17 protein-coding genes are annotated in these 24,160 nt (G+C 72.1%); 6 read left to right on the forward strand and 11 right to left on the reverse strand.

From position 1 onward, the window contains the following. Window positions 1–327: 327 nt before the first annotated feature. The 4 genes from OG711_RS04205 to OG711_RS04220 all read left to right on the forward strand — a co-directional run bounded on the left by OG711_RS04205 (window position 328) and on the right by OG711_RS04220 (window position 4,490). Window positions 328–1,362, forward strand: a complete 1,035-nt coding sequence (locus OG711_RS04205) for a zinc-binding dehydrogenase (protein WP_329563615.1) — start codon at window positions 328–330, stop codon at window positions 1,360–1,362. Beyond that, a complete protein-coding gene (locus OG711_RS04210) occupies window positions 1,359–2,447 on the forward strand; it encodes a class I SAM-dependent methyltransferase (RefSeq protein ID WP_329558420.1) in 1,089 nt (362 codons plus the stop codon). Before OG711_RS04205 ends, OG711_RS04210 begins: the two co-directional genes overlap by 4 nt. Then, window positions 2,444–3,847, forward strand: a complete 1,404-nt coding sequence (locus OG711_RS04215; protein WP_329558421.1) for an amidohydrolase family protein — start codon at window positions 2,444–2,446, stop codon at window positions 3,845–3,847. The genes OG711_RS04210 and OG711_RS04215 overlap by 4 nt, the downstream gene beginning before the upstream one ends. 175 nt (window positions 3,848–4,022) lie before the next feature. Beyond that, window positions 4,023–4,490, forward strand: coding sequence for a VOC family protein (locus OG711_RS04220; RefSeq protein WP_079184591.1), 468 nt, complete (start codon window positions 4,023–4,025; stop codon window positions 4,488–4,490). A gap of 71 nt (window positions 4,491–4,561) precedes the next feature. Here OG711_RS04220 and OG711_RS04225 read toward each other — a convergent pair whose 3' ends face one another. From OG711_RS04225 to OG711_RS04245, 5 genes are all read right to left on the reverse strand, one after another. Further along, entirely contained in the window at window positions 4,562–5,476 is a 915-nt protein-coding gene (locus OG711_RS04225) for an ABC transporter permease (RefSeq protein WP_329558422.1), read from the reverse strand. Next, window positions 5,473–6,651, reverse strand: coding sequence for an ABC transporter permease (locus OG711_RS04230; protein WP_329558423.1), 1,179 nt, complete (start codon window positions 6,649–6,651; stop codon window positions 5,473–5,475). Before OG711_RS04230 ends, OG711_RS04225 begins: the two co-directional genes overlap by 4 nt. After that, window positions 6,648–8,207, reverse strand: a complete 1,560-nt coding sequence (locus OG711_RS04235) for an ABC transporter ATP-binding protein (protein ID WP_329558424.1) — start codon at window positions 8,205–8,207, stop codon at window positions 6,648–6,650. Before OG711_RS04235 ends, OG711_RS04230 begins: the two co-directional genes overlap by 4 nt. Before the next feature lie 29 nt (window positions 8,208–8,236). Continuing rightward, on the reverse strand, window positions 8,237–9,325 hold the full coding sequence (locus OG711_RS04240) for a BMP family ABC transporter substrate-binding protein (RefSeq protein ID WP_073786538.1): 1,089 nt from the start codon (window positions 9,323–9,325) through the stop codon (window positions 8,237–8,239). Between the two features lie 1,148 nt (window positions 9,326–10,473). Next, window positions 10,474–11,922, reverse strand: a complete 1,449-nt coding sequence (locus OG711_RS04245) for an aldehyde dehydrogenase family protein (protein ID WP_329558425.1) — start codon at window positions 11,920–11,922, stop codon at window positions 10,474–10,476. Between the two features lie 73 nt (window positions 11,923–11,995). Here OG711_RS04245 and OG711_RS04250 point away from each other — a divergent pair, with 73 nt between their 5' ends. Both OG711_RS04250 and OG711_RS04255 read left to right on the forward strand, forming a co-directional pair. After that, window positions 11,996–13,078 (forward strand): NAD(P)-dependent alcohol dehydrogenase, encoded by a 1,083-nt coding sequence (locus OG711_RS04250; RefSeq protein ID WP_329558426.1) that lies wholly within the window; start codon window positions 11,996–11,998, stop codon window positions 13,076–13,078. Window positions 13,079–13,195: 117 nt separating this feature from the next. Then, the gene (locus OG711_RS04255; RefSeq protein ID WP_329558427.1) at window positions 13,196–15,418 is read left to right on the forward strand and encodes a cytochrome P450/oxidoreductase; all 2,223 of its coding nucleotides are present in this window, start codon (window positions 13,196–13,198) and stop codon (window positions 15,416–15,418) included. Between the two features lie 53 nt (window positions 15,419–15,471). Here OG711_RS04255 and OG711_RS04260 read toward each other — a convergent pair whose 3' ends face one another. From OG711_RS04260 to OG711_RS04285, 6 genes are all read right to left on the reverse strand, one after another. Beyond that, window positions 15,472–16,545, reverse strand: a complete 1,074-nt coding sequence (locus OG711_RS04260) for a PP2C family protein-serine/threonine phosphatase (RefSeq protein WP_329558428.1) — start codon at window positions 16,543–16,545, stop codon at window positions 15,472–15,474. Between the two features lie 51 nt (window positions 16,546–16,596). Further along, complete coding sequence (locus OG711_RS04265; protein WP_329558429.1) at window positions 16,597–16,773, reverse strand: hypothetical protein; 177 nt, start codon at window positions 16,771–16,773, stop codon at window positions 16,597–16,599. Window positions 16,774–17,298: 525 nt separating this feature from the next. Beyond that, window positions 17,299–18,060, reverse strand: coding sequence for an SDR family NAD(P)-dependent oxidoreductase (locus OG711_RS04270; protein ID WP_329558430.1), 762 nt, complete (start codon window positions 18,058–18,060; stop codon window positions 17,299–17,301). Between the two features lie 505 nt (window positions 18,061–18,565). Beyond that, the gene (locus tag OG711_RS04275; protein WP_073786563.1) at window positions 18,566–19,087 is read right to left on the reverse strand and encodes a MarR family winged helix-turn-helix transcriptional regulator; all 522 of its coding nucleotides are present in this window, start codon (window positions 19,085–19,087) and stop codon (window positions 18,566–18,568) included. A 251-nt stretch (window positions 19,088–19,338) separates the two neighbouring features. Continuing rightward, on the reverse strand, window positions 19,339–23,637 hold the full coding sequence (locus OG711_RS04280) for an nSTAND1 domain-containing NTPase (protein ID WP_329558431.1): 4,299 nt from the start codon (window positions 23,635–23,637) through the stop codon (window positions 19,339–19,341). After that, entirely contained in the window at window positions 23,634–23,960 is a 327-nt protein-coding gene (locus OG711_RS04285) for a CU044_2847 family protein (RefSeq protein WP_329558432.1), read from the reverse strand. The genes OG711_RS04280 and OG711_RS04285 overlap by 4 nt, the downstream gene beginning before the upstream one ends. Window positions 23,961–24,160: the final 200 nt, after the last annotated feature.

Genomic DNA, 24,160 nt, shown 5'->3' on the forward strand with positions numbered 1-24,160 from the left:
CCCCCGCCACCGTCGTCCCAGGTGTCACGGTGTGCGCGTCGACGGCCGCGTTCTTCCCGCCGCCCCGGCCCAGTTCGAGGGGATTTGTATTGGCCATTGACAACCGTCGGCGGGCGCCCATAACGTTCGGCCGACCTGATCGGGGGGCAACAAACCGGTCAGGGGGAGCGCCTGCGGCGCTTCGCGGAGACCGTTGCATGCCGACCAGGTGTGCGACGCGCTGGCCGGCGACCGAAGTCCCACAGCCAGCGGAGGGTCTCTCCCATGAAGGTTGTACTCCATCGAACGCACGGCGGCCCGGATGTGCTCCAGGTGGCCGACGTACCCATGCCCGATCCAGGGGCGGACGAGGTGCTCGTCCGCGTCGAAGCCTGTGGGCTCAACCACCTCGACGTCCTGCAAAGACGCGGGCCCTCATTGATCCCCGGATTCACCCTACCGCACGTCAGTGGCATGGACATCGCAGGCACCATCGCGGCGGTCGGCCCGGCGGGCGACGGGCGGCCGGACACCGATCCCGCGAGCAACGGCCACGCGGGCAAGGGCCGGACGGGCGGCGCGAGCCCGCTCGCCGAGGGCGCGCGCGTCGTCGTGAACCCGGCCGTGCCGTGCGGGAACTGCGCGGACTGTGTCGCCGGAGCCGACGGCAGATGCGCGACCGCGGGGGTCATCGGCGCCAACCTGGCCGGTGGCTACGCCGAGTACGTACTCGTCCCGACGGCCAATGTGCACCAGGTGCCGGACGAGGTCGACCTGGTCGACGCGGCCGTCGTGCCGACGATCTGGATGACGGCCTGGCACGCGCTCGTCGAGATCGGCAAGGTCCGCCTCGGTGAGACGGTGCTGATCCACGCGGCCGGCAGCGGTGTCAGCACCGCGCTGATCCAGCTGGCCAAGGCCGCCGGTGCCCGTGTGGTCACCACGGTCGGTTCGGACGCGAAGACCGAGTACGCACGCGGGCTGGGCGCCGATGTGGTGGTCAACTCCACGACCGAGGACGTCGTGGCGGCCGTCCGCGAGGTCACCGGCGGGCGCGGCGCCGACCTGGTGCTCGACCATGTCGGCCCGGCCACCTGGAACACCGGCGTGTACAGCCTCGCGCCGCGCGGGCGGCTGGTGTTCTTCGGCAACACGACCGGCAACCGGGCCGAGTTCGACCTGGTGTACGCCTACCACTTCGGGCTCCAGCTGCTCGGCTCGGACCCGTACGACCGCCGTGAGTTCGCCGCGATGCTCGACGCCTACTGGGCCTCGACGTTCCGCACGCCGATCGACAGCGAGTTCCCGCTGGTCGACGCCGCGGCGGCGCAGGAGCGGATGGAGTCGCGCCGCGCCACCGGCAAGATCGTGCTGCGCCCATGAACACGGCGCCCGCCGCCCCGGTCGGCCCGGCGCCGGTGTGGGACGTGATCAACGGCTTCACCTCCTACTGGGCGTTGTCGGCCGCGCTCGACCTCGGTCTGTTCGACGCCCTGGCGGAGGAGGACACCCGTACCGGACTGGACTCCGCAAGGCTGGCGGACGCGATCGGGGCGGCCGGGCCCGGCCCGGTGACCGTGCTGGCGGAGACCCTGGTCGCGCTCGGACTGCTCGACGCCGACGCGGACCGCTTCCGGCTCACACCCGTGGCCGAGCGCTATCTGGTGTCGGCGTCCCCGGCCTCGATGGCCGCACTCGTGCGGTACTCGCCCGGACCGCCCGCGGCCTGGCCCGGCCTGGCCGGCACCGTGCGCACCGGCGCACCCGATCCGGCTGTGACAGCCGGTCTCACCGAGCTGTACCCGGCGCTCGTCCGCGCGACCGGCCCGACCCAGGCCGGGGTGGCGACAGCCGTCGCCGCCGAGCTGGAGCGCCGCGGATGGTGGCCGGAGCGGCCGACGGTCGTGGACCTCGGCTGCGGCTCGGGAGCATGGCTGACCGCGCTGCTGCGCACCCGGCCGAACGGCACGGTCGTCGCGGTCGACCGGCCGGACGTGCTGCCGATCGCCGAGCGGGCGGCCACCGACGCCGGACTGCGGGAGCGGGTGATCCCCGTCGCGGGTGACTACCTCGACGTCCCGCTTCCGGTCGCCGCGGCCGATGTCGTCGTCCTGGCGCATGTCCTGCGCGCCGAACCGGCCGACCGGGCACGGCGGTTGCTCGCCCGGGCGGTCCGACTGGCCGGTGCGGACGGGGTCGTCGTGGTTGTCGACTACCCCCGTCCCGACCCGGCCGACGCCCGGCGCGACGGCGAGGACCGCGGTGCCGTCTGCGCCGCCGCCCGTCATGAACTGCTGCTGTCACTGACGATGCTGGCCTCGACCGCGGGGCTCGGGGTCACGGACGCGGACCTGCGCGCGTGGGCCGGAGCGGCCGGAGCCGAACTGGTCGACTCGTTCGAGCCGGTGCCGCGCCAGCACGTCAGCCTCATCCGCTCCCGCTCCCGCACTCCGGAGGCCACCTCGTGAATTCCCCGAACGTCACGGCACCCGCCGACACCCTGATCGTCAACACCCTCGTCGTGACGATGGACGACTCGCGCCGTGTGATCAGCGACGGCGCGGTCGCCATCCGGGACGACCTGATCGTGGCCGTCGGCAAGACCGCCGACGTGACCGCCCAGTGGCACAGCGACACCGTCATCGCGGGCGAACGGTTCGTCGTCACCCCGGGACTGATCAATACGCATGTCCACATCACCGGCGAACCGCTCACCCGCGGCTTCGTCCCGGACGACACCCCGTTCCTGGAGAACGTCTTCGAGTGGCTCACCCCGATCCACACCCACTACACCGAGGAGGACGAACACATATCGGCCCAGCTCGCGTCGCTGGAGATGCTCAAGAGCGGGACGACCTCGTTCCTGGAAGCCGGGACGATCCGGTTCATCGACCCGGTGGTCGAGGCCCTCACCGAGATCGGCATCCGCGCCCGTGTCGGACCGTGGGCGTGGGATCTCGTACCCGAGCCAGAGGTGCTGCGGCTGTCGACCAAGCAGGCGATCGCGCGTCTGAACGACACGATGGACCGGTACGCCTCGGTGGCCGACGGCCGTATCCAGGCCTGGCCGATCATCATCGGCCACACCTGTTGCAGCGACGAGCTGTGGCGGGCCGCGAAGGGGCTGTCGGTCGAGTGCGGCACCGGGTTCAGCGCCCATATGTCCCCGGCGGCGATGGACCCCGAAGGGTTCCTCGCGGCGTTCGGGCAACGGCCGATGGTGCACCTGGACGAGATCGGCGTGCTGGGCCCGAACGTGACCCTGACCCACGCCGTCCATGTGGACGACGACGAGGTGGCGGTGCTCGCCAGGACCCGGACGAATGTGTCGCACTGCCCGACCACGGCGCTCAAGGTGTCCTACGGCGTGACACAGATCGGCAAGTTCCCCGAGATGGTGGCCGCCGGAGTGAACGTGGCGATCGGCACCGACGGCAACAACGCCTCGAACTACCACGACCTGATGCGCGCGACGTATCTGGTCGCCGGGCTGTTCAAGGACGCGCGGCGTGACGCCAGGATCTTCCCGGCCGAGGACGCGTTCGCGATGGCGACCCGGGCCGGCGCGCGTGCCTTGCAGGCCGACCACGAGATCGGCTCGGTCGAGACGGGCAAGAAGGCCGACCTGGTCCTGCACGACACCCACCGGCCCGAGTGGCGGCCACTGCACAACGTCGCCAACCAGCTTGTGTGGTCGGCCGACGGACGCGGTGTGCACACCGTGTTCGTCGACGGGCGGCGCGTCGTGGACGACTACCGCTGCACGACGGTCGACGAGGACGACCTGCTGCGCCGCGCCCAGAAGGCCGGTGAGGGAATCGTGGCCCGCTCCGGTCTGCCCGACCGGGCCAAATGGCCCACCGTCTGACCGCACGACCACACGACCACACAGCCGGACGGCCGGTCGGCGCGACAGCCACGCGCCGCGGTCGGGCCGCACGAAGCGCACCACGCACATTCCGCACATTCCGCACATGAAGAAGCGCACCACGCGCGTCACTCACATGAATCCGACGCATGAGATGAACGAGGAGAGCCGAACCATGGCAGAACTGACCGAACCCCGCTGGACCCATGTCGCCCTGCCGGTCAGCGACCTGGACCGATCGATCGAGTTCTACGAGCGCATCACCCCGTTGGTGCTGGTCACCAAGAACGACGACGACAACGGGCGCGGCGCCTGGCTGTCGAACAAGGGCCAGGTCGACTCACCGCTGGTCCTGGTCCTGGCCGAGTTCATTCCCGAGGTCGGGGCGCGCTTCGGTATCGAGCCGGGCAAGAAGGTGACGACGCTGGCGCCGTTCGCGCACATCGGTATCGAGCTGCCCAACCGTGAGGACGTCGACGCGGTCGCGGCCAAGGCGCGTGAGACGGGCAATCTGCGGTGGGAGCCGGTGGAGATGGCCGCCCACATCGGGTACATCTGCGCCGTGAACGACCCCGACGGCAACACCATCGAGTTCTCGCACAACCAGAAGGTGTTCTCGACCATCCAGGAGCTGTGGGGCTGAGCTTCGGGCACAAGGACGCCGGTTCCGCGTGATCGCGGGACCGGCGTCCTCCGTCGTGTGCCCCCGTGCCGTCAGGTCGAACCGCGCAGGAAGGGGCGGCCGAGGGCGGCGGGTTCCCGGTGCTGACCGGCGAACAGCAGCATGGCGAGGAGCGCGAGCAGATACGGGGCCGCGACGAGCAGTTGCGGATTGAGGGTGACGCCGAGCGCGGGGAGCGCCAGGCGCATCGCGTCGGCGAGGCCGAAGACCAGACAGCCGAGCAGGGTACGGCCGAGCCGCCACGCTCCGAAGATCACCGCGGCGATGACGAGGTACCCGCGTCCGGCGGTCATGTTCTGGTTGAACGATCCGACCTCGCCGACCGCGAGATAGGCGCCGCCGAGTCCGGCCAGCGCGCCGCACCAGAGCAGGGCCTGCCGGCGCCGTGCGTTGACCTTGATGCCCGCGACATCGGCGGCCTGCGGGTTCTCCCCCACCGCCCGCAGTTCCAGGCCCCAGCGGCTGCGCTGCACCAGCCACCAGGTGAGCGGCACCAGCAGGATCAGCAGATAGGCGGGCCAGCGTACGGAGAACAGCGGTGCGCCGATGAGCGGGATGTCCCGCAGCAGCGGGATCGACAGCGTCCCGACCTGGTGCGAGGCGAACTGCTTCGTCGTGATCAGGTAGCTCGTCAGTCCGAGCGCCAGCGCGCTGAGCACCAGGCCGACGACGAAGGTGTTGATCTGGGCCCGGTGGGAGAGATTGCCGTGCACGAAGCCGACGACCAGGCCGGTCAGGACGCCGACGGCGAGGCCGGTCGTGGCGCTGCCCGTGGCGCTCGCGGTGGCGACCGAGGTGAACGCGGCGCCGAGCATCATCGCCTCGACGGAGATGTTCATCGCTCCGGCGCGCTGGGCCAGGTACTCGCCACAGGCGGCGAACGCCAGCGGCACGGTCAGCCGGACCCCGCTCGCCAGAATGGTGCTGGTGCTGTCCAGGACACTCACGCGGCCGCCTTCGTCTTGATCGGGACAACGGACAGGGGGGACGGCGTCGGCGGTGCGGCGCCGCGACGCCCGCGGAAGAGACCGACGAGGACGGGCGGCGCGACGAACGCGAGGACGAGCAGCGCCTTGACGATGTCCACGAGGTAGTAGGGCACCCCGGTGGCGGAGAGGAAGTCGCCGCCCGCGCGCAGCACGGCGAACCCGAACGCCACCGGGATCGCGATCAGGGGCCGGTTGCGCGCGACGAGCGCGACGAGCAGGCCGTCCCAGCCGACGTTGTCCGAGAGTCCGGGCTGGAGCCGGTTGGGGCTGACCGGGCTGGCGAGCAGCAGTCCTCCGGCCAGGCCCGCGAAGGCGCCCGACAGTGCCAGGGTGAAGCCGCCGAGCGCGGCCACCCGGACACCGGTGTGCTTGGCCGTCAGCGGGTTGAGTCCGACCATCCGGACCCGGAAGCCCCACCGGCTGCGGGTCAGGACCAGCGCGACACCGACCGCGGCGAGGAGTGCGAGGAACAGTCCCGCGTTGAGCTGGAGCGACGGGTACTGCCCGAAGCCGGAGAGCAGGGCGCCCGCGGGCAGGGGGTTGGACTGCGCGTCGGCGATGCCCGAGGAGCCCTGCGCGCTCTCCTGGAGCCATGGGGTGCTGACGGCGAACGTGACGAGCTGGATGGCGAGGAACGTCATCAGCAGGGTGCTCACCACGACGTTGACGCCGCGGAAGCGGTACATCAGGGCGCTGAGCGCGGCCCAGGCGCCACCGCCGACCGCTGCGGCGGCCATCACCACGACGACGAGCGCCGGTCCGGGCACGGCCAGCCGCAGCCCGACCCAGGCGCCGACCAGGCCGCCGATGAGTACCTGGCCCTCCTGTCCGATGCTGAACGTTCCGGCGGACGCGCAGATGCACGCGCCGACCGCCACCAGCAGCAGCGGGGCGGCGTTGAGCAGCGTCGTCGTCCATCCGGCGGTGTTGGCCAGGCTCCCGGTCCAGATGGCGGACAGCGAGGCGCTCGGGGAGGCGCCGTTCATCGTGAGCAGCAGCGCGGACACCCCGAGGGCGACGGCGACAAGGGCGAGGGTGACGCCCGCCGTCAGCCGGTCGTCGGGCCCCGGGCGGAGCCGGGCGAGGAGGCGCCGGGCGAGGTCGTCCGGTGCCGTCGGTGAGGCGGCCTTCACGCGGCCTCACCGCCCACGAGCATGCCGAGGCGTTCGGGGGTCGCCTCGGAGGCGGGGAGCGCTCCGGTGATCCGCCCCGCGGAGATCACCACGATCCAGCCGGCAAGGGCCATGACTTCCTCCAGTTCGGTGGAGACCAGCAGCACCCCGACGCCTTCCTCGGCGGCCCCGCGCAGTCGGGAGTACATGTCCTCGATGGCACCGACGTCGAGCCCGTGGGTGGGCTGCGCGGCGACCAGGACGCGGGTGCCGCCGGACAGTTCCCGGGCGAGCACGACCCGTTGCTGGTTGCCGCCGGAGAGGCTGCGCACCGGCGCGTCCAGCGAGGGCGTGACGATATGGAACTCGCCCGCGAGGCGCCGGGCGCGGGCGAGCATCGCGCGCCGCCGCAGCAGGAACCGGCCGCTGACCTTGTCCAGCGACTTCATCGTCAGGTTCTCGGCGACGCTCATGTCGAGGACGACGCCGCTGTGGTGCCGGTCCTCCGGCACGATGCCGAGTCCGGCCTTCGACAGCGCGCCGGGCCGGGACAGGTCGACCCGGCTCCCGGCGACCTCGACGGTGCCGCCGGTCGGTACGACCAGCCCGGCGAGGACTTCGCCGAGCGCCGCCTGGCCGTTGCCCTCGACTCCGTAGAGGGCGACGATCTCGCCCGCGCCCACGGTCAGCTCGACCTCGTCGAGAACCCTGACCCCGCCCTGGACGACGGTGAGTCCGGCGAGGCGCAGTACGGGCCGAAGTTCCTCCCGCGGTCCTCCCCCGCCTGTTTCGGCGGCCCGCGGCACCGGCAGCAGGCCGAGGGCCGCGCCTTCCTCGCCCAGCGACACCTCACGGCCCACCATCCGCCGGGCGAGCAGCTGCGGAGTGGTCTCGGCGGTGACCGCCCGGAAGGCGACAGCGCCCTTGCGCAGGACGGTCACCCGGTCCGTCGCCTGGGCGATCTCGGCGAGTTTGTGGCTGATGAGGATGACGGCGCGGCCCTCCTCCCGCACCACGCGGCCGAGCACGTCGAACAGCTCCCGCGACTCGGCCTGGGTCAGTACCGAGGTGGGTTCGTCCAGGATCAGGATCTGGGGGTCGCGCCGCAGACACTTGACCAGCTCGACCCGCTGCCGCTCGCCGGCCGAGAGTCCGTCGACGCGTGCCTCCGGGTCGATCGGCAGTCCGTACCGCGCGGAGACCTCGGCGATACCGGCGCAGACTGCCTGTTTGTTGACCTTGCCGGTGTCGCCGAGCGCCACGTTCTCCCATACGGTCAGCCCGTTGATGAGGCTGAAGTGCTGGTGGACCATGCCGATGCCGCGTTCGGCCGCTTCCTGCGGGCTGTCCAGCGCGATCTCCTCACCGCGCACCAGGACGGTGCCGGTGTCGCGCCGGACGAGCCCGAGCAGGACCTTCATGAGGCTGGACTTGCCGGCCCCGTTCTCGCCCAGGAGTCCATGGATCTCGCCGGCGTCGACCCTGAGGTCCACGGCGTCGCAGGCCGTGACCGGCCCGTAGGACTTGGTGATGCCACGCAGTTCGAGAAGCGGAACCGCTGAGGTCGTCGGTGTCATCGCTGATCTTCCTCGTGGGTGTCGGCACGTCAGCCGAGTCGCTCGACCTCGGCCGCCGCGTCGATCTCCTTGCTGCCGATCTTCTTGATGAACTGGGCCAGCCGCTGGTCCTCGTCGCCCTGGGCGTCGCATATCTTGACGGTGGGATAGGGGTCGACGCCCAGCTGCCATACGCGGGTCGTGCCCATCTTCAGGTTGTTCGCGGCGAACTCCTCCAGCCCGGCGCGGAAGTAGTCGCCGGGGCTGAACAGCACCGAGATGTCGAACTTCGGGCTCGCCGAGGCGCACCGGTCGGTGCCCGGGGTGAGGGTCAGCGCACCGCCGGAGTTCGCCAGCTTCGCCGAGGCGTCGGTCGCGCCGCCGAGGTAGGGGTAGATGACCTTGACGCCCTGGTTGAGCTGCGCCTGGGTGGCTTCCTTGGCCTTCGCGGAGTCGTTGAAGTCGCCGGTGTAGGTGGTCGTCAGGGTGGCCTTCGGGACGATCTCCCGGACTCCGGCGAGGAAGGCGGTGGCGGCGGCGACGCTGTAGTCGGCCTTGATGCCGGTGATGAAGCCCGCCTTGGTGTGTCCGGCCGCCTTCATCCGCAGGCCCGCGGCGTAACCGGCGACGAGCATGGACTGCTCGGGGTCGTCGGTGGACAGCAGGATCTTCGGGGTCTGATCGATGTTGGCCTGCATCGGGACGTACCAGGCGCTCTTCCCGCAAACCGGCTCCTCCGAGGCGGGGATGGCGGTCTTGAGCTCGCTCGCGCCGATGGCGACCAGGTCGACCTTCTGCTGGCACAGCGCGCGTGCCGCGGTGAGCGCGTCGCTCGGCGGTACGCTGCCGCGTTTGACGACCGTCCAGCCCTGCTCCTTGGCGAAGGCGTCCGCCGAGTCGACGAAACTCTGGTAGTAGCCGCGGTCGTTGATGTCGCCGGGGCTGAGGACACCGATGACGACCTTGCCGTCGCCGTTGACATCGGGCTGCTTGAGGCCGGGGGCGCTGCCGCCCTTCGCCGCGGGGGTCGCGCCGGGCGCGGTCGCCGCGTTGTCGGCGCAGCCGGACAGCGCGAGGGCCGTCGTCAGGGCGAGGCCGGCCGCGGCCCCGCGACGCAGGAGCGTGCTGTGTCGGGTCATGTGCGTGGTTCCTTCGCTGGGTGGCACCGCCCTGTCGAGGCGGTCGTGGCGGCGGGGACGGGACGGTGGTCGGTCGACGGGTTCGGTGCTTCGTCGGGCTCGGCGCGGTGGACGCGCTTCCGGCGAAGGCGACGGTGTCGCGCGGTCCGCTCATCGGTTCCGGGACATCCAGCGGGAACACGGCCTCGGGCCGCCGGAATCGGGCTGCGCCATGGCTCGCACCGCGCAGCCTCCCACCCTTGGGTGTCTCGCATTGTGAGGCGATGGAACGTATTGCGAGGTACTCTGACCGTCGCCGCCCAGTGCTGTCAACGCTCCTGCGCCACATCTTCGATTCGCCGGCGCTTCGTCCGTCCGCAGGCGGACGGGCCGGGTGACGGCGGTCGGGGACGGTCGCGGCGGGCCGTGTCCGCCGGGCCGCGCGGCGGCCACCACGACGGGCGGGCGGGACGGTGGTCCGCGTCCGGTTGGCGGGTGCGGAGCGGCGAGCGGATGCCGGTTCGTCGTCCGGCCCGCCCGCGCGAGGGTGGCCGGGGGTTGAGCGCGCGGCCGGGGAGGGGGGTGGGGAGCGGGTACCGGGTCAGTGGTCGGTCGGCGTCGGCTCGTCATCGCCGTACGGGGCCCGTCCGTCATCCCCGCGCGGGTGCCGACTGCCGGTCGTTCAGCGGCGAGCGGGTGCCGGGTCGGTCGGCGTCGGCTCGTCATCGCCGCGCGGCGGGCGGCCGTTCGGCGGCGAGCGGGTGACGGCCGACGGCCCGCGAGCAGGTCGCGGGGCCGGGAACGCCGGATTCGGTTCCGTCGGGTGGGCGGGAGGCCCAGCGACCGCGCCCAGGAGGCATTCGACGGTGGCGTCGGCCGTACGCGCGAATCACCGTACGCGCGAATCACCGGGGCCGCTGGTCAGCGGCACACCGGGCGCTGTCGTCACCGAGCGCTGTCGTCACCGGGAGGTGTGATCGCCATGCGCTGTCGTCACCGGCCGCCGTGGTCACCCCGCGCAAGGGCAACGCCGAGGCGCCGAGGCGCACCAGGGGCGCGCCTCGGCGGACAGGGGGCACCTACCCGTCGGCCCGTGAGGTGTGCGGAGCGCGGCCGGGCGCGCGGCGCCGCAGCGCAACGACTCCGGCCGATGCCGACGGTGTCCGGTCTCAACGGTCCAGCAGTCGGATGGCCACGCCCTTCTCCTGGGTGTACTCGCGCAGTGCCGCGTACCCGCCGCCCCTGCTGAAGCCGCTGTCCTTCTGCATGTTGAAGGGGAAGCCGATCACTCCCGCGTCGTGGAACTGGTTGACCGTCACCTGCCCGGAGCGGACGTCCTTCGCGAGCCGCAGCGCCCGGGAGATGTCGTTGGTCCAGATGCAGGCCAGCAGACCGAAGTCCGTCGCGTTCATCAGCGCGGTCGCCTCGGCGGTGTCGCGGAACGACTGCACGGCGAGGACCGGCCCGAAGACCTCCTCGCGGGCGACGCGCATGTTCGCGTCGACACGGTCGTACACGGTCGGCCGGACGAACCACCCCTCCCCGGTGGGCGCGCCACCGGTGACGAGGCGGGCGCCCTCGCGGGGCGCTTCTTCGAGGAAGCCGCTGACGCGGGCGAACTGCGCGGCGCTGACCAGCGGCCCCATGTCCGGATCGGCGTCCCAGGGCCCGGATTCGATGGCGGCCATGGCGGCGGCGACCCGCTCCACGACCTCGTCGTGCACCGAGGCGTCCACGAGCAGCCGGGCACCGGCGTAGCAGTTCTGGCCCGCGTTCTCCGTGATGGAGGTGACGATCGCGGGGATCGCCGTGTCGAGGTCGGCGTCGGCGAGGAGCACGTTCGGTGACTTGCCGCCGAGTTCCAGTTTCACCGGGACGAGGTTCCGCGCCGCGGCCGTCATGATCGCCCGCCCGGTGGTGGTGGAGCCGACGAAACTGATGTGGTCGACGCCCGGGTGCGAGGTGAGCGCGACGCCCGCCTCGGGGCCGAGGCCCGTCACGACGTTGACCACCCCCGGCGGGAAGCCCGCGCGGTGGGCGAGCGCGGCGAGCGCGAACGGGGCCAGCGGCGCGATCTCGGACGGCTTGAGGACGACCGTGTTGCCCGCGGCGAGCGCGGGCGCGACGTTCGCGGCGGTGAGCACTGCGGGGACGTTCCAGGGGATGATCACCACGCACACGCCGTACGGCTCGGGGACCGTGTAACCCAGGTAGTCGGGACCGCGGGTGGGCAGGGTGACGCCGGTGAGCTTGTCGGCCGCGCCCGCGAAGTAGTCGACGATGCCGTGGGCGATGTACATGTTCGTCCGGCCCCCGGACAGTGGTTTGCCCACGTCCCGTGCCTCGACGGCCGCGAGGGCCTCGACCTCGGTGATGATCAGGTCGGCCCAGCGCCGGATCAGCGCCCCGCGTTCGCTCGGGTTGGTCGCCGCCCAGCCGGGGAAGGCGCGGCGCGCCGCGGCGACCGCGTCGTCGACATCGTCGCCGCCCGCCCGGGCCACCTCGGTGATCACCTGCCGGGTGGCCGGATCGAGGACGTCCAGGGTCCCGCCGTCGCGGGCCGCGACCCACTCGCCGTCGATGAAGTGCTGGGAAGGAGGGAAGTCAACAGCCGCCATGGAGGGAACATTGACCGACCCCGTCACGCATGTCAATATGCAGTCTCGCTTTGTGAGGTACTGAGGAGGCACTGTGCGCGCCACCGCCGCTCTACTGGAGCAGCCCGGAGAGCCGTTCGTCCTGACCGATGTGGACCTGGACGAGCCCCGCCCGGACGAGGTGCTCGTCCGGGTCGCCGCCGTCGGCGTCTGCGGTACCGACCTGGAGTTCGCGGGCTTCTTCCCCACGCCCGCGCTGCTCGGGCACGAAGGGGCGGGCGTCGTCGAGAAGGTCGGCGCGCACGTCACCTCCGTACGGCCGGGCGACCATGTCGCGATGTCCTTCGCGTCCTGCGGCAGCTGCGCGCTGTGCCGCACGGGTGCGCCCGCCTACTGCCGCGGGTTCGACGCGCTGAACTTCTCCGGCCGCCGGCCCGACGGCTCCACCGCGGTGACCCACGGGGGACGGGAGGTCAACGCCCACTTCCTCGGGCAGTCGTCGTTCGCCGACCACGTCGTCGCGCCGGAGCGGGCGGTCGTCAGGATCGACCCGTCGTACGACCTGCTGCGCGCCGGGCCCTTCGGCTGCGGCTTCCAGACCGGGGCCGGCGGTGTGTTCAACGTGCTGCGGCCACGTCCCGGTGCGTCGATCGCGGTCTTCGGGGCGGGGGCCGTCGGTGTGTCCGCCGTCATCGCCGCCTCGCTGAGCGGCTGCACGGTCGTCGCCGCCGTCGATGTGAACCCGGCCAAGCTGGAGGCGGCCCGCGGCTTCGGCGCCACGCACGGCGTCGACTCCTCGGCCGGGGGGACCGCCGAGCAACTGGCCGCCCTGGTCCCGGAGGGGTTCGACTTCGTGATCGACACGACCGGGCGCGAGGACGTCCTGCGCACCGCGGTGGAGGCGCTGGGGCCGCTCGGCCGTGCCGGTGTCATCGGCGTCGGCCCGAGCGAGTCGATGAGCTTCGACTGGCGCAGCATCCTCAACGGGCGCACGGTCACCGGCATCGTCGCCGGGTCCAGTGTGCCGCAGCTGTTCCTGCCGGAGCTGCTGGAGCTCAACGCCGAGGGCCGCTTCCCGGTCGAGAAGATGATCACCTACTTCCCGTTCGAGCAGATCAACGAGGCCGTCGCGGCGGTCCGGTCCGGCTCGGTCGGCAAGGCCGTACTGACCTTCTGAACCGTCTTCCACGAACCGTTGTCAAGCTCGGCGGCCGCGCCTTAGGGTGACCGACACCGCTGAGGCAGCTGACATCCGGTGGCGCGGCCGGACAACACCGCGCACAGTCACGAGCACGTGGAGCGTGCCACCATGTCCGCCGACTTCGACACCGCTTTCGACCATCACTCCGACGAGGCCAACGCCGATCCGGTCGCCTACTACGCGGGCTTCCGCGAGAGCTGCCCGGTGGGCCGCTCGGCCGCCCACGGCGGCTTCCACTACACGACGCGCTACGCCGATGTGGCCCGGATCGCCCGTGACGACGCGACGTTCTCGTCGGCCCGCGGCGACCACGGCGGGCAGGGCGTCGGCATCGTCATCCCCAAGGGACCGGGGCTCGAACAGTTCCCGATCGAGCTCGACCCGCCGCGTTCGACCGAGTACCGGCAACTGATCAACCCGCTGCTGACCCCGGAGGCGGTCGGGCAACTGGTGCCCATGATCGAGCGCCACGCCGCCCGTGTCGTGGACGACTTCATCGAGCTCGGCTCCTGCGACCTCGTCCGTGACCTCACCAATCCGCTGCCGGCCGCGGTCACCCTGGACTGGCTCGGCTTCCCCGAGGAGGACTGGGCGAGGCTCGCCGGACCGGTTCACGACATCTTCGCCGCACCGGCGGGCAGCGAACGCGCCGCGCGCGGGGCCGCGGGGCTGGCCTATATGGACCGGCGCATCCGCGAGCTGATCACCGAACGGCGAGCCGCGCCAAGGGCCGACGCGGTCAGCGCCCTGCTGGCCGGCCGCCGTGCCGACGGCGCCGGGTTCGACGACGACGAACTCGTGTCGGTGATCGGCCTGCTCATCGCGGGCGGCGTCGACACCACCACCTCCCTGACCGGCTCGACGCTCGTCCACCTCGCCCGCCACCCCGAACAGCGCAGGCGGCTGATCGACTCCCCCGATCTGCTGGACGGCGCGACCGAGGAGTTCCTGCGCGCGTTCGCCCCGTCGCAGTCGATGGCGCGCACGGTCACCGGGGATGTCGAGGTCGGCGGCTGCCCGATGCGCGCGGGCGACCGGATGCTGATCCCCTGGGTCGCCGCCAACCATGACCCCGCCGTGTTCCCCGAGCCGGAGCAGATACGGCTCGACCGCGACGCCAGCCGGCACCTCAGCTTCGGGATCGGCTCGCACCGGTGCGCCGGAGCCCACCTCGCACGGGCCATGTTCCGCGCGATGATGACGCAGGTCCTGACCCGGCTGCCCGACTACCGGGTGATCGAGGAAGGGCTGGTCCCCTACCCGACACGCGGCAACCAGTCCGGCTGGGACGCGGTCCCGGCGCTCTTCACACCCGGCCCCCCGGCGACCACGGCGGCGGGCGCGGTCCGTGCGCTGAGCACGGCCACCCCGCTGCGGGTGACCGCGGTGCGCACCGCGGCCGAGGGTGTCGTCGCCGTCGGCCTCGGTCTGCCGGACGGCGGTGAACTCCCCGCGTGGCGGCCCGGCGCGCACATCGAGCTGCGGCTGCCCTCGGGACGGCTGCGCCAGTACTCGCTGTGCGGAGACCCCGCCGACGCCACGACATGGCGTATCGGGGTGCTGCGGGAACCCCTGGGCCGGGGCGGTTCGGCCGAGCTCCACGAACTCGCGCGCCCCGGAGCCGTGTTCGCGGTGCGCGGGCCGCGCAATCACTTCCCGCTCGCGGACGCGCCGTCCTATCTGTTCCTCGCGGGCGGCATCGGCGTCACACCGATCCTCAGCATGGTCCGCGAGGCCGCCCGGCGCGGCACGCCGTTCACCGTCGTGTACGGCGGACGCACCCGCGCGACGATGGCGTTCGCCGACGAGCTCGCCGCCGTCGCGGGCGACGCGCTCACCCTGCTCCCCCAGGACGAGGCCGGGTTGCCGGACCTCCCCCGGCTGCTGGGCGCGCTGGACGCGGACACCGCCGTCCACGCGTGCGGGCCGACGCCGATGCTGGCGGCCGTCGAGCGCGAGTGCGCCCGGCTGGACCGTACCGACCGGCTGCATCTGGAGCGCTTCAGCGCCGGGGACGACCTCGAAGCGGCGTTCGACGCCACGGCGAACCGGACCTTCGAAGTCCGGCTCGCCCGCACCGGGGGCACCCTCACCGTGCCGCCCGACCGACGGCTCATCGAGGTCCTGCGCGATGCCGTGAGCGGCCTGTCCTACGACTGCGAGAAGGGATACTGCGGCGCCTGCGAGACCCGGGTCCTCGCCGGGACACCGGAGCACCGGGATTCCGTGCTCAGCGAGGAGGAACGTCTCGCCGGGCGCACGATGATGATCTGCGTCGGGCGCTGCCGGAGCGACCGGCTCGTCCTTGACCTCTGAGAACGGCCGACGGACGGACCTCCTGACACCGGTCGGCTCCCCCGCGTTCCGGGTCAGGTGAGGGTGATGGCGAGGGTGGCCATGTCGTCGTCGCGGGGGCCGCCGGTCCAGTGGTGGATGTCGTCGGCGAGGGCGTCGAGCGTGGCCGCGGGGGTGTCGGTACCGCTGGCGGGGACGGTGAGCCCGACGGGGTCGTAGAAGGCCCCACCGGGATCGCGGGCCTCGGTCACGCCGTCGGTGACGAAGAGCAGGGTGTCGCCGGACGCGAGGGTGAAGGAGTCCGGGGTGGTGGGCTGGTCGGTGAGGCCGCCCATGCCCAGCGGGAGGCCGGGCGCGGTGGCGGTGAGTTCGGTGGTGCGGCCGTCCCGGATGAGATAGGGGGCGGGGTGACCCCGGTTGAGGATACGGAGGGTATGTCCCCGCTGGTCGATCTCGGCGATGAGGGCGGTGGTGAACTCCTCGTCGCGGTCGCTGTGCGGGTTCTGGGCACGGTCGCGTTCGAGGGACTGCTCCAGCCGGTCCGCGAGGTCCCCGATACCGGGCACATGATGGGCGGCCTCGCGGAACGCGCCGATCAGGGTGGCTGTGGTGGAGACGGCCCCGACCCCTTTGCCGCGGACATCGCCCATGAGGACACGGATGCCGTGCGGGGTGTCCTGAATGGCATAGGCGTCCCCGCCGATCCTGGCCTCGGCGTCGGCCGCCTCGTAACGGGCCGCCACGAGGAGCGACCCGATCCGGGCGGGCGGGGAGGGCAGTACCGCGCCCTGCATGACACCGGCCACGGACCGGGCGGTGGCCAGACGTCTGCCGTGCCGGTCGAGCATACGGTTGACGTCGAGGGCGATGGCCGTGGCGAGTACGACGTTGAGCGCCTCCCCCCAACCGGTCGCGGAGCTCAGCAGTCCCAGATGCCAGTTCGCCAGCAACGTGACGACCAGGGCGAACACCCCGGTCCACGCCGTACCCCGGAAGGTCAGCGTCGCACCGGCCAGCACACACGCGGAGGCGACCAGCGGGACCGACGTGTACTCGGGGGGTGTCGCGGAGTCCGCGGCGGTGGCCGCGACGATCAGGCCCACGGGAAGCCAGCGCACATACGGCCACCGAGCGGTCAGGCGGTCCATGCCACGCCTCCTGGAGGTCCGGGAACCCTGGCCCGGGTCCGTCGAACCCGGTCAGACCGGAGCCGCAAGGGAGACCTCGACGTTTCTGCGGGTGCCCCAGCCGTTGTCCCTGAGCGTGGCGAGGGAGTACAGCCGCACCCGGAGCAGCGCGACCGGCCACCCGGGCGGGACCACGGAGCCGATGACGAGCGCCCCGGAGCCCGTGGCGGTGGGATGGCTGTCGTACACGGGATCCTCCGCGGGCCCTCGGGAAGCAGGACGGTTCGGCTCGGCCGAGCGGGCCACATCTTTACATGATCATCAGCTGTTCAGCTCGTGGTGCCGCCGCTCCCCCGCCGAACTACGCCACCCGGGTGCGGCCATCGGGTCCACCACGCCCATCCGGGGGTCCCCGCGCCGCTGACTGACGCGCCTTCCGATCCGACGGCACTTCAGCCAGGCGGTCGGCTTCCCAGTTGACCGGGGCTCCGCAAGCCGGTCGGGCATCGAGTGCCGTTCCGCTGCGGAACTCGGTGATCATGGCGACCGCCCACAGCGGGAAGCGAAGCACCTTCGATGTGCGCCGGGGCACCTTTGCGGTCTGCGGCCACGACGCCAGGACCAGCACGGTCCACACCTTCGACGCGGGCAAGCCCGCCGACATCTGGTGCACCGTCGCCGTGCCGTGGTCCGCCCGGCCCTCCAGGTGCCGCCGGGGTGACCGGCGGCACCTGACGGGCCGGACCCCACGCGTGTGCGGCCCTGGCCGTGGGGTCACACGGCCAGGTAACCCCCGTCGACGGGGATGGCCGCGCCGGTGACGAACTCGGAGTTGTCGGACAGCAGCCAGGCGACGGCTTCACCGATCTCGTTCGCCTTGGCGAAGCGTCCCAGGGGATGCCGCTGGCGCATGGCGTCGAACTTGCCGGAGAACGTGGGGTCCTCGGAGAGCCGTGCTATCAGCGGGGTCTCCACGATGCCGGGCAGTACGGCGTTGACACGGATGCCGTGCTGACCGTAGTCGGCGGCGGCGGCGCGGGTGAGGCCGATGACACCGTGCTTGGCGGCCACGTACTCGGCGGCGTCGGTCACGGCGATCTGGCCGAGGGACGAGGCCGTGTTGACGATCGAGCCGCGGGTGCCTGACTCCAGCATGGCCGCGATCTCGTACTTGAGGGAGTAGAAGACCCCGGTCAGATCGACGCGGATCGCCCGATCCCACTGCGCGGCGGTGAGCTGGTGGAGCGGGACACCGGCCTGCTCGACACCGGCGTTGTTGAAGGCCCCGTCGAGTCTGCCGTAGCGCTCCAGGGTCTTGGCCACCAGTGCTTCGGCCTCTTCCTCGACGCTGATGTCCGCCCTGATGAACGTGGCTTCCCCACCGGCCTGGCGGATGCCCTTGGCGATCTCCTCGCCCGTCTCGCTGATGTCCGTGACGACGATCTTCGCGCCCCGCCCGGCCAGCAGCCGCGAGGTCTCCGCGCCGATCCCGCTGCCGCCGCCGGTCACGATGACCACTCGGTCGTTGATGTCCATGGTTCTGTGCTCCTGTGCTCGGTGACAGATCGATGAAGAAACGTTTCAGCACTGACGGGCGGACCGCTTCGGACGCTTGCGGACCTGACGGGGATCCGGACGAGGCGGGCGGTCGTCCGAGGGCTGTTGTGCGGCCATGGGCGCTCTGCCGTGACCGCTCCGCCGCTGAGTCCCCATCCCGCCTCCCGCCTCCTTCCCGTTCCCGTTCCCGTACACGCGACAATTCCTGTCCGGGCCGGAAAATTCCCTCCACAGCCATCGCACACACGGTTACCGCAGGTAGCGTGGATCTCGGCCGAGGGACGGCGGTGCGCAGCCGGGCCCGTTCGCCCCGTTCCGCACCCTTTCGGGGCGCGTGACAGGCACGGAGGTCCTTGAGTGGCCGCCGCACATCGGGCGGCGGCGCAGATGCCCGATGTCCGCCCGGTGTCACCACGAAAGCGGCCAGGCCACCGAAATACTTGTCCGATCAATTTGTGCGGGGCACGCTTCCCCGCCGGGCCCGTCAGCGTTCGGCCGCCGCCCACCGGGTGAGCTGCTGCTCCAGTCGTTCCATCACGCACAGGGCCGCGGCCCGCTCCTCAGCGGTGGCATCACCGGCGGTGATCCCTTCGAGCTCGACCCAGACCTGCTCGACCTCCCGCCGCAGGGCGAGGCTGGCGGCGGTCGGCTCCACGATGACCGCGCGCTTGTCGGTGTCCGAGGGGCGGCGGCGGACGAAACCCGCCTGTTCCAGACGCCGGACACTGCGGGTCATGGTGGCGGCGTCGGAATCCAGCAGACGGATCAGGTCGATCTGACGCTGCGGCCCCCGCTCCCAGAGGTGCATCATCACCAGCTCCTGGCCCGGATGCAGTCCGACCCGGCGCAGGAGCTGCCCGGCGATCATGCGGTGCAGCCGCGCCACCCGGAAGATCCCGTGACTGATCGGCGCCGCGTGCGCGAACGCGGGCACCGGCACCATCCCGGCGTCGTCCGTGGTCGGCGCGGGCCCCGGACCCTCGGCAGGAGATGTCGACCGCGTCATGATCGGTGCGCCTTTCTGTACATATTGCTCGAACAGTTAAATACCCCTGTCTCTCCATCCTAGCCCGCCGCCACAGAAGGGAAGAGCTCCCGCCAAGGACACCACTTTCCCTGGCCGGGGTGGGCAGCGAGCATTCAGAGGCTCCCCGGGGACACACGAGAGGGAATCACCTGTCCGGACATGAATTGCGGAATCCTCTCGCCAGCACCTGCGACGACATCACCGGCCCTCACCCCGGCCTCGGCCACGGTTCAGGGGCAGATCCGGCGGTACGCGACTCCGTCGGGGAGGTAGCGGCGCCATTCCCGTTCGGTCAGGGAGCGGCCCGCGATCGCGCAGGCCTCGCCGGTGAGGGTGGCGAGGTCGCCGAAGGCGGCGGTGTCCCACTCCCGCGCGGTCCTGTCGGCGCCGCTGGTGGTGGTGAGGGTCTTCCCGTCCGGGGCGAAGACAGCCGAGCGCGTGGCACCGGTGTGGCCGGTGAGCAGGGCCAGTTGTCTGTGGGTCCGGAGGTCCCACAGGCGTACCGTCCGGTCGTCGCCGGTGGTGGCCAGGGTCCTGCCGTCCGGGCTGACGACGGCCGACCGGACGGCGCCGACGTGCCCGTTGAGGGTGGCGAGGCGGCGCAGTGTACGTACGTCCCACAGTCTCACCGCGGCGTCCCGGCCGATGCTGGCGAGGGTCTTCCCGTCCGGGGTGAAGGCCACCGACTCCGCGGCGTCGGCGTGCCCCTTGACCGTCGCGGTGAGACGGCGGTGCCGGACGTCCCACAGCCACAGCCTGCCGCCCCAGCCGGCCGCTGCCAGGGTCCTGCCGTCCGGGCTGAACACCACGAAGCCGACCATGCCGGTCGGCCCGTCGAGGTCACCGAGGTGCTGGTGGGTCCGCGCGTCCCACAGCCGCACGGACGAGGACTCACGGCCGCCGGTCACGAAGGTCCCGCTGTCCGGGCTGAAGGCCGACCAAGTGACCGCGCTGGGGAAGGACGCCAGTTGCTGATAGGTCCGCAGGCTCCACAGGCGGGTTGTCCTGTCGATGTAGCTGCTGGTGGCGAGGGTGTGGCCGTCCGGGCTGAAGAGGACGCGCTGCACGGGGCTGCGATGGCCGTCGAGGGAGGCGAGACGGCGGCGGGTGCGTACGTCCCACAGCAGGACCGCCGTACCGTCGTCGCCGCTCGCGGCGACGTAGCGGCCGTCCGGGCTGAACCGCACCCAGTTCACCTCGCCGGTGTGCCCGGTCAGACGGCCCAGGGTGCGGCGTGTCCGGGCGTCGCGCAGGTGCACGGTCCCGTCGCCGTCGCCGGTCGCGAGCACCTTCCCGTCCGGGCTGTAGGCCGCCGGGCTTCCCGAACCGCCCGGCCCGGCGAAGGCGGCGCGCGGCCGGCCGGCCCGCATGTCCCAGAGCCGGACGGTGGCGTCCTCCGACCCGCTGGCCAGCACGGTGCCGTCCGGACTGAACGCGAGCGCGTTCACGGGGCCGGTATGGCTGGTCAGCATGACCATGGCCGTGCGTGCCCGCACGTCCCAGAGCCGTACGGAGCGGTCCTGGCCCCCGCTCGCCAGGGTCCGGCCGTCCGGGCTGAAGGCCAGGGCGGACCCGGTGCCGTTGTAGTCGCTGAGCCTCACCGGGGAACGCTGCCCGCGCGGGTCCCACAGAAGCGTCACGCCGTCGCTCGCCCTCGTGGCCAGCGTCTCACCGTCCGGGCTGAACGCCAGCGAGCGGATCTGACCCGTATGGCCCTTCAGCGTGGTGGTGCGACGCTTCTGCCCCACGTCCCAGAGCTGCACCGCGGCCTTGTCGTCGGCGCTGGTGCCAAGTCCGTTGACGATGACGGCGAGCGTCCTGCCGTCGGGGCTGAACGCGAGCGGGGCGGCCCACGAGCCGTCGTCGCCGTGGGCCTGGAGTTCACCGGTCCTACGGTGGGTACGGGCGTCCCAGAGCAGCACCTTGCCCTGCCGGGCGCCGGTGGCGATCGTGTCCCCGTCCGGGCTGAAGACCGCCGGTCTCCCGGCGCCGGTCAGGACAGCGGTCCGCTTGCGTGTGCGGGTGTCCCACAGCTGCGCCTTCCAGCCGTCATGGCTGGTGACGAGTGTCCTGCCGTCCGGGCTGAACGCCGCCGTGTGCACCTGGCTGGTGCGGCCGTCGAGCGAGGCCGACTGCCGCCGTCCCGCGACGTCCCACAGCCGTGCCGTGCCGTCGTTCCCGCTGGACGCGAGGGTCCTGCCGTCCGGGCTGAAGGCGACCGACCGCACCTCTCCCGTGTGGCCCGGGAGCGTGGCCCGCAGAGGTGAGGAGACCGTGGACAGGAGCTGGGCGCGGGTCTCCGGGGTCGGGGAGACGCGCTGGGCGGCCAGGGCCAGCCGGGCCGCCAGGGCAGGATCGGAGCCGGCGTACCGGCGGCTCTGCTCCGTCAGGCTCCGGGTGGCGGCCAGGGCCCGCTGCTCGCTGCCGCTGCGGGCGTTGAACATGGCGAGCCCGGCCGCGACGAGACCGAGGACGGTGAGCACGGCGAAGCCCGCCAGGACCGTACGGCGGCGGCGGACCAGACGCTGCTGGATCTGGTCGCTGGCCTCGACGAACCCGGTCTCCTCGGCGGGGATCTCGGCGCCGCGTACGCCGATCCACCGCCGCGCCCGCGCGATCTGCTCCCCGCCCAGGGCCAGTTCGGGCGGGTGGCCCAGCTCCTGCCAGGCCCGCAGGGACCGGCGCAGACCCTCCTGCCAGCCGCGGAACTCGCGGTTCTCCTCGACCCAGCCCCGCAGCCGCGGCCACTTCTCCACGAGTGCCTGGTGGGCGAGCTCGGCGGTGTCGCGCCCGGTCGGGCGGCGCGTCACCACGACCAGCCGGGTGCTGGCCAGCCGGTGGATCAGCGCCCAGTCGCCCGCGGAGAACTGGGTGCGGGCGGCGACCCGGCGGGTGTCCGGGCCGCGCTCCCCGGCGTCCAGCTCCTCGCCGGGACGTACGAGCTGGATGAAGATCCGTTCCAGCGCCTGCCGCTCGGCGCCGTCCGCCCAGTCCCACAGCCGGTGTTCCGCGTTTCTCGTCAGCGCTCCCTCCACACCGCCGAGCTCCTGGTACGCGGTGGTGGTCAGCAGTCCGCGTTCCTGTCGCTCCCAGAGCAGGCTCAGGGCGTACTCCAGCATCGGCAGCGCGGCCGGACCGGGCGGGGTGTCGCGCAGCAGCAGCTCGACCAGGCCGTCGGCGAACCGGACCCCCGCGTGCCCGTCCAGCGGACGGACGATCGCCTCGCGCAGCTGCGTCCGCATCATCGGCTGCACCACCACGGAGGTGGTGTCCCACGCGGTACGGAGGTGGGGCAGCTGCTCGATCTGCCGCAGGAAGTCGATCCGGGTGACGACCACGGCCTGGGCGGGACGGCTGCCGTCCGTGCGGCGGGCCGTCAGCACTCCGAGCATGGCGTCCAGCCGGCGGGCCGTGCCGGGCGCGTCCGCGAGCAGCGTCTCGAACTGGTCGGCCACCAGCACCAGCCGGGACCGTCCGCCGTGGCGGGCCAGTGTCCGCTCCACGGCGGTTCGGATGCCCTGCTCGTCGGTGAGCTGCCGGGCCAGTGCCGACCAGCGGTCGTGCCAGCCCGCCCGCATGGTGTCCGTGTCCCCCGCCGAGGCCAGGGCCCAGGCCAGCAGTTCCTCGGCGGTGAGGCGCAGCCCGTGGGGCAGTCGGGCGATCACGTACCGCTCGCTGTCGAGGTGTGCGAGCAGACCGGCGCCGACCAGCGAGGACTTGCCGACGCCGGAGGGGCCGAACACCGGCAGGACGGGTACCCGCTGGTGTTCGAGGAGTTCGGTGAGCCGTTGGGTCTCCAGCGTACGGCCGTGGAAGACGGCGCGGTCCTGCTCGGTGAACGGCAGCAGTTCGCGGTAGGGGCTGTCCGCCAGCAGCCTTCCGCGCAGTTGCGGCCACTCACGGGTGAGGGACTCGACGGTGAGCGCGTAGCCGGTCCGGCGTCGCTGGTCCCCCTCCACGGCGACGACGACGCCGATGACTCCGCCGTACTCGTCGTCCCACACCGGCGCCCCGCTGAAGCCGCCCGCCAGCGGGAACGGGGCGTCCTCGTCGCAGGTCAGCTGCCACCAGCCGGTGCCCTCGCGGCCCTCCACGGTGCCGCGGGTCCAGATCCCGGCGTCCTTGCCGCCGCCCCGGCCCGGGAACTTCGGGAAGCCGAACGCCCGCCAGCGGTGCCCGGCCAGGTTCTCCGCCGCCACGATCCGCAGGGGCAGCGCACCCGGCGGGGGCTCGGCGTCCAGCCGCAGGACGGCGACATCACCACTGCTGTCGGCGGCCACGGGAACGCTGAAGTGCACGGAGGCCGTGGCCTCGGGGCGACCGGGCAGCAGCGGGAAGTCGAGGGTGACCGGAAGGGATTCCGGCAGCGGTGCGTCGTCCCGGAGGCCCGCGGTGGAAGCCACGACATGGGCGCAGGTGAGCAGCAGCCGGTCGGGGATCAGGAACGCCACCCCGACCGGGCGGCCGTCGTGCAGCACCCGGGCCGTCCCGCGCTCCCACGCGGATTCCGGCTCGCCCGGGGGCGTCACGCGCCGCTCTCGGGGCGGTCCCACTCCAGCTCCAGCTTGATGTGCGCCTCCCCGGACCCCTTCGCCACGACCAGGCCAGCCTCCGCCGTGAGCCGCAGTCCGAACTCCGCACGGATGTGATCAGGACTGCGCGGCAGGTCCGCCAGCCGTGTCAGCATCGTCGCGGCCACCCGCTGCACCCGGGCCATGCCCGACTCGAACGTCTCGGCGGACGCCCCGAAGAGTTCGTCACCGCGGCTCGCCCGGATCACTCCGGCGCCCTGCTCGGCGGGCAACTCGACGACGAAGACCTCACCGTCTTCGAAAGGGACACTCAGATACACGTGACGACCTCACCATTGCTTCATCAACTCTCCTCGCACATAGGGGAGTTGCGTTTGTACGCCTTCGGAGCCAGTCATGGTAGCCGCGATCCCCGGCCGCGAACCCTTTTCCGGCATTCCCGAGCTATGTGTGACGAATCCATGCGGATCCCGTGAAGGGTGAAGGCGCTTGCCGCAGGAGTGGCGTGAGCGGTCGGAAG

Origin of the sequence: Streptomyces uncialis, assembly GCF_036250755.1 — a bacterium.
Lineage (GTDB): Bacteria > Actinomycetota > Actinomycetes > Streptomycetales > Streptomycetaceae > Streptomyces > Streptomyces uncialis.

Excerpts from the sequence above, each read along its gene's own strand:
- OG711_RS04260 (WP_329558428.1), bottom strand. The coding sequence starts at position 16,545 with ATGGACCGCCTGACCGCTCGGTGGCCGTATGTGCGCTGGCTTCCCGTG.
- OG711_RS04240 (WP_073786538.1), bottom strand. The coding sequence starts at position 9,325 with ATGACCCGACACAGCACGCTCCTGCGTCGCGGGGCCGCGGCCGGCCTC.
- OG711_RS04275 (WP_073786563.1), bottom strand. The coding sequence starts at position 19,087 with ATGACGCGGTCGACATCTCCTGCCGAGGGTCCGGGGCCCGCGCCGACC.
- OG711_RS04270 (WP_329558430.1), bottom strand. The coding sequence starts at position 18,060 with ATGGACATCAACGACCGAGTGGTCATCGTGACCGGCGGCGGCAGCGGG.
- OG711_RS04245 (WP_329558425.1), bottom strand. The coding sequence starts at position 11,922 with ATGGCGGCTGTTGACTTCCCTCCTTCCCAGCACTTCATCGACGGCGAG.
- OG711_RS04210 (WP_329558420.1), top strand. The coding sequence starts at position 1,359 with ATGAACACGGCGCCCGCCGCCCCGGTCGGCCCGGCGCCGGTGTGGGAC.
- OG711_RS04205 (WP_329563615.1), top strand. The coding sequence starts at position 328 with ATGCCCGATCCAGGGGCGGACGAGGTGCTCGTCCGCGTCGAAGCCTGT.
- OG711_RS04220 (WP_079184591.1), top strand. The coding sequence starts at position 4,023 with ATGGCAGAACTGACCGAACCCCGCTGGACCCATGTCGCCCTGCCGGTC.
- OG711_RS04235 (WP_329558424.1), bottom strand. The coding sequence starts at position 8,207 with ATGACACCGACGACCTCAGCGGTTCCGCTTCTCGAACTGCGTGGCATC.